The organism is Citrobacter sp., assembly GCF_050252275.1.
Taxonomy (GTDB): domain Bacteria; phylum Pseudomonadota; class Gammaproteobacteria; order Enterobacterales; family Enterobacteriaceae; genus Citrobacter_A; species Citrobacter_A amalonaticus.
In genome coordinates, this window is record NZ_JBFWLF010000301.1 from 1 (window position 1) to 5,414 (window position 5,414).

Below are 5,414 nucleotides of genomic sequence, written 5' to 3' on the forward strand. Positions count from 1 at the left end.
CTGCGACAAAATCATCGCCTGCACCGGAGCCAGCTGTGTCAGCACTGTCGGGACACAGTCAGAGCTTTGGCCGTGTGCTCACGATTGTGGGCAACGACTGCGCGCTGCTGGAGCGTGATGGGAGTATTCACCTGCTGGCGCTGCCCGTGGCAGAACGCTGGCTGCGTCAGGCGCAGCTTTCGCCGGGAGAGGGGCAGGTTTGCGCTCAGCCGTTGCTGATCCCGCTGCGGCTAAAAGTCTCTGCAGAGGAAAAGGCCGCGCTGGAAAATGCGCAGGGCGCACTGGTGGAATTGGGGATTGAATTTCAGGCAGATGCCCAGCATGTGACCATTCGGGCGGTGCCTTTACCCTTACGCCAACAAAATTTACAAATCTTGATTCCTGAACTGATAGGCTACCTGACGCAACAGTCAGCGCGTGAACCTGGTAATCTGGCGCAGTGGATTGCGCTTAATTTGATGAGTGAGCATACGCAGTGGACAATGGCTCAGGCCATTACCCTGCTGGCTGATGTGGAGCGGCTTTGCCCGCAGCTCGTGAAGGCGCCGCCGGGTGGTCTGTTACAACCTGTTGATTTACATACGGCGATGAATGCCCTGAAACATGAGTGATATCAGTAAGGCGAGCCTGCCAAAGGCAATTTTTTTGATGGGGCCTACGGCCTCGGGTAAAACGGCGCTAGCGATTGAATTGCGTAAAGTTTTGCCAGTAGAGTTGATAAGCGTCGATTCCGCCCTTATTTACAAAGGGATGGATATCGGGACGGCGAAGCCGGACGCTGAAGAGTTAAAGGCGGCTCCGCACCGATTGCTGGATATTCGCGATCCGTCGCAGGCGTATTCTGCTGCGGATTTCCGCCGCGATGCGCTGGCGGAGATGAGCGAGATCACTGCGGCGGGGCGTATTCCGCTGTTAGTGGGCGGTACGATGTTGTATTTCAAGGCATTGCTGGAAGGTCTTTCGCCGTTACCGTCGGCAGACCCGCAGGTCAGGGCCAGAATTGAGCAACAGGCGGCAGAGCAAGGGTGGGATGCGTTGCACCAACAGCTTCAGACAATCGATCCGGTTGCGGCTGCGCGTATTCATCCAAATGATCCGCAAAGACTTTCCCGGGCACTGGAAGTTTTTTTCATTTCGGGTAAAACTTTAACGGAACTGACGCAAACGTCAGGTGATGCTTTACCGTACCAGGTGCATCAGTTTGCCATCGCCCCAGCGAGCCGTGAGCTGTTGCATCAACGCATCGAGCAGCGTTTTCATCAGATGTTGGCTTCAGGATTTGAAGCAGAAGTTCGGGCGCTTTTTGCCCGTGGAGATTTGCATACGGACTTGCCTTCCATTCGTTGTGTGGGATACCGCCAGATGTGGTCATACCTTGAAGGCGAAATATCATACGATGAAATGGTTTATAGAGGTGTTTGCGCCACGAGGCAGTTGGCAAAGCGCCAGGTAACCTGGTTACGCGGTTGGGAAGGAGTGCACTGGCTTGACAGTGAGAAACCTGAGCAGGCGCGGAACGAAGTATTACAGGTTGTTGGTGCTATCGCGAACTGAATGTGTACAATTAAGGCGTATCGTGCGCAATTTTCAGAATCGAAAGATTCAAAGTACAAATAAGCATATAAGGAAAAGAGAGAATGGCTAAGGGGCAATCTTTACAAGATCCGTTCCTGAACGCACTGCGTCGGGAACGTGTTCCAGTTTCTATTTATTTGGTGAATGGTATTAAGCTGCAAGGTCAAATCGAGTCTTTTGATCAGTTTGTGATCCTGTTGAAAAACACGGTCAGTCAGATGGTTTATAAGCACGCGATTTCTACTGTTGTCCCGTCTCGCCCGGTTTCTCATCATAGTAACAATGCCGGTGGCGGTACCAGCAGTAACTATCATCACGGTAGCGGCGCGCAGGGTTCTGCGACGCAACAGGACAGCGAAGAGACCGAATAAGGTTTTTGGCTGTTTTACACACGGGGAGCCAGAATTTCTGCGTTCCCCGCTGATCTATATCGAGGGGTTGACGCTTGTTTGACCGTTATGACGCCGGTGAGCAGGCGGTACTGGTACACATCTATTTTTCGCAAGACAAAGATATGGAAGACCTCCAGGAGTTTGAATCTCTGGTCTCTTCCGCCGGTGTCGAAGCAATGCAGGTGATTACCGGTAGCCGTAAAGCACCGCACCCGAAGTACTTTGTTGGTGAAGGTAAAGCCGTTGAAATTGCGGAAGCCGTAAAAGCGACAGGCGCTGCCGTCGTATTATTCGATCATGCATTGAGTCCGGCCCAGGAACGTAACCTGGAGCGCCTGTGTGAGTGTCGTGTTATCGACCGCACTGGCCTTATCTTAGATATTTTTGCGCAGCGTGCACGTACCCATGAGGGGAAATTGCAGGTTGAACTGGCGCAGTTGCGCCATCTGGCTACGCGTCTTGTCCGTGGCTGGACCCACCTTGAAAGACAGAAAGGCGGGATTGGTTTGCGCGGTCCGGGTGAAACCCAGCTCGAAACCGACCGCCGTTTATTGCGAAACCGTATATTGCAGATCCAGTCGCGCCTGGAAAAAGTTGAAAAGCAACGTGAGCAGGGGCGACAGTCGCGCATTAAGGCGGATGTCCCGACCGTCTCGCTGGTGGGATATACCAACGCCGGAAAATCCACCCTTTTCAATCAGATAACCGAAGCCAGGGTCTATGCGGCAGATCAACTGTTTGCGACCCTGGATCCGACGCTGCGTCGCATTGACGTGGCGGATGTCGGGGAGACCGTGCTGGCGGATACCGTTGGGTTTATCCGTCATCTTCCGCACGATCTGGTTGCGGCGTTTAAAGCGACCCTCCAGGAAACGCGTCAGGCGACACTGTTGCTGCATGTGGTTGATGCAGCGGATGTGCGCGTGCAGGAAAACATCGACGCAGTGGATACGGTTCTCGAAGAGATCGATGCTCACGAGATCCCGTCCCTGATGGTGATGAACAAGATCGATATGCTGGATGACTTTGAACCGCGTATCGACCGGGATGAAGAGAACAAACCGATCCGTGTCTGGCTTTCCGCGCAGACAGGGGTTGGGATACCACAGCTTTTTCAGGCTTTGACGGAGCGACTTTCCGGCGAGGTGGCGCAGCATACGTTGCGTTTGCCGCCGCAGGAAGGGCGTCTGAGAAGCCGTTTTTATCAGCTTCAGGCAATAGAAAAAGAGTGGATGGAGGATGACGGTAGCGTAAGTCTGCAAGTTCGCCTGCCGATCGTTGACTGGCGTCGCCTCTGTAAACAAGAACCGGCTTTGGAAGACTATGTTGTCTGATCTGACGGATATGGCCTGAAGATTTTTTCGCCTCTGTACCTTGTGGAGGTTGAGCGGCAGGAAGGCGGCAAGTCCTGAAATTCTCTGGAGCATAGTCAACTATGTGACGGGAGCTGAGGGATGTAGCCAACGCATCTGCCGCGCAAAAAACACAGGTATAGCATCGCATAACAAATATGGAGCACAAACATGGCGTGGAATCAGCCCGGTAATAACGGACAAGACCGCGACCCGTGGGGAAGCAGCAAACCAGGCGGCAACTCTGAGGGAAATGGAAACAAAGGTGGTCGCGAGCAGGGGCCACCTGATCTCGATGACATCTTTCGCAAGCTGAGTAAAAAACTCGGTGGACTGGGAGGCGGTAAAGGTACCGGCTCTGGCGGCGGAAGCTCATCGCAAGGCCCGCGCCCGCATCTGGGCGGACGTGTCGTCTCCATCGCGGCGGCAGCTATCGTCATTATCTGGGCGGCGAGCGGTTTCTACACCATCAAAGAAGCAGAGCGCGGCGTGGTGACACGCTTTGGTAAGTTCAGCCATCTGGTTGAACCGGGCCTGAACTGGAAGCCGACGTTTATCGACGAGGTGACGCCGGTGAACGTGGAAGCCGTCCGCGAACTGGCCGCTTCCGGTGTGATGCTGACGTCAGATGAGAACGTGGTGCGTGTTGAGATGAACGTGCAGTACCGCATCACCGATCCGCAAAAATATCTGTTTAGCGTAACCAGCGCGGATGACAGTCTGCGTCAGGCGACCGACAGCGCCCTGCGCGGCGTGATCGGTAAATACACCATGGACCGTATCCTGACCGAAGGGCGTACCGTTATTCGTAGCGATACCCAGCGTGAACTGGAAGAGACCATTCGTCCGTATAACATGGGTATTACCCTGCTGGACGTCAACTTCCAGGCTGCACGTCCGCCGGAAGAGGTGAAAGCGGCGTTTGATGATGCCATTGCTGCCCGTGAGAACGAACAGCAGTACATCCGTGAAGCGGAAGCGTATACCAACGAAGTTCAGCCGCGTGCGAACGGTCAGGCACAGCGTATCCTCGAAGAGGCGCGTGCTTACAGAACGCAAACCATCCTGGAAGCGCAGGGTGAAGTGGCGCGCTTCGCGAAAATTCTTCCGGAATATAAAGCGGCGCCAGAGATTACCCGCGAGCGTCTGTATATCGAGACGATGGAAAAAGTGTTGAGCCATACCCGTAAAGTGTTGGTTAACGACAAAGGTGGCAATCTGATGGTTCTGCCATTGGATCAGATGCTGAAAGGCGCGAGCGCGCCAGCGGCAAAGAGCGATAGCGGTTCGAACCTGCTGCGTCTGCCCTCCACGTCTTCTTCCAGCAGCAGCGGAGCAAGCAACACCTCGTCCACCAGTCAGGGCGATATTATGGACCAACGCCGCGCTAACGCGCAGCGTAACGACTACCAGCGTCAGGGGGAATAACGATGCGTAAGTCAGTTATTGCGATTATCATCATCGTGCTGGTAGTGCTGTACACCTCAATTTTCGTGGTGAAAGAAGGCGAGCGCGGAATTAAGTTCCAGTTCAGCAGCGTCGTGCGTGATGCCGACAAAAAACCATTGATTTATGAGCCGGGTCTGCACTTTAAGGTACCGTTTATTCAGTCGGTGAAAATGCTCGACGCGCGTATCCAGACGATGGATAACCAGGCCGATCGCTTTGTCACCAAAGAGAAGAAAGACCTGATTGTCGACTCTTACATCAAATGGCGCATCAGCGATTTCAGCCGTTACTTCCTGGCGACGGGCGGCGGCGATATTTCTCAGGCCGAAGTTCTGTTGAAACGTAAGTTCTCTGACCGTTTGCGTTCTGAGATTGGTCGTCTGGATGTGAAAGACATCGTGACCGACTCCCGTGGTCGTCTGACCCTGGAAGTGCGTGACGCTCTGAACTCTGGCTCTGCCGGAACCGAAGACGAAGTGGCAACCCCGGCAGCAGATAACGCGATTGCCGAAGCCGCTGAACGTGTTCAGGCTGAAACCAACGGCAATGTGCCGGTGATCAACCCGAACAGTATGGCCGCATTGGGTATCGAAGTGGTCGACGTGCGGATCAAGCAGATCAACCTGCCGACCGAAGTGTCTGAAGC

At 54.1% G+C, this 5,414-nt stretch carries 5 protein-coding genes and 1 pseudogene; all 6 read left to right on the plus strand.

Annotation, left to right across the window (positions count from 1 at the left end; all coding sequences use genetic code 11):
• A pseudogene (locus tag AB7E14_RS19875) lies at nucleotides 1–611 on the plus strand (DNA mismatch repair endonuclease MutL); the annotation flags it as partial.
• Complete coding sequence (miaA, locus tag AB7E14_RS19880) at nucleotides 604–1,554, plus strand: tRNA (adenosine(37)-N6)-dimethylallyltransferase MiaA (RefSeq protein WP_044265686.1); 951 nt, start codon at nucleotides 604–606, stop codon at nucleotides 1,552–1,554. The pseudogene AB7E14_RS19875 and the gene miaA, both read left to right, overlap by 8 nt.
• Before the next feature lie 83 nt (nucleotides 1,555–1,637).
• On the plus strand, nucleotides 1,638–1,946 hold the full coding sequence (gene hfq, locus AB7E14_RS19885; RefSeq protein WP_042999184.1) for an RNA chaperone Hfq: 309 nt from the start codon (nucleotides 1,638–1,640) through the stop codon (nucleotides 1,944–1,946).
• 74 nt (nucleotides 1,947–2,020) lie between these two features.
• Entirely contained in the window at nucleotides 2,021–3,301 is a 1,281-nt protein-coding gene (hflX, locus tag AB7E14_RS19890; RefSeq protein ID WP_042321426.1) for a ribosome rescue GTPase HflX, read from the plus strand.
• Nucleotides 3,302–3,490: 189 nt separating this feature from the next.
• Nucleotides 3,491–4,747, plus strand: coding sequence for an FtsH protease activity modulator HflK (hflK, locus tag AB7E14_RS19895; RefSeq protein WP_042999185.1), 1,257 nt, complete (start codon nucleotides 3,491–3,493; stop codon nucleotides 4,745–4,747).
• A gap of 2 nt (nucleotides 4,748–4,749) precedes the next feature.
• A partial coding sequence (gene hflC / locus AB7E14_RS19900) for a protease modulator HflC (RefSeq protein WP_428169842.1) occupies nucleotides 4,750–5,414 on the plus strand: 665 nt, incomplete at its 3' end.

Excerpts from the sequence above, each read along its gene's own strand:
- miaA (WP_044265686.1), top strand. The coding sequence starts at position 604 with ATGAGTGATATCAGTAAGGCGAGCCTGCCAAAGGCAATTTTTTTGATG.
- hfq (WP_042999184.1), top strand. The coding sequence starts at position 1,638 with ATGGCTAAGGGGCAATCTTTACAAGATCCGTTCCTGAACGCACTGCGT.
- hflK (WP_042999185.1), top strand. The coding sequence starts at position 3,491 with ATGGCGTGGAATCAGCCCGGTAATAACGGACAAGACCGCGACCCGTGG.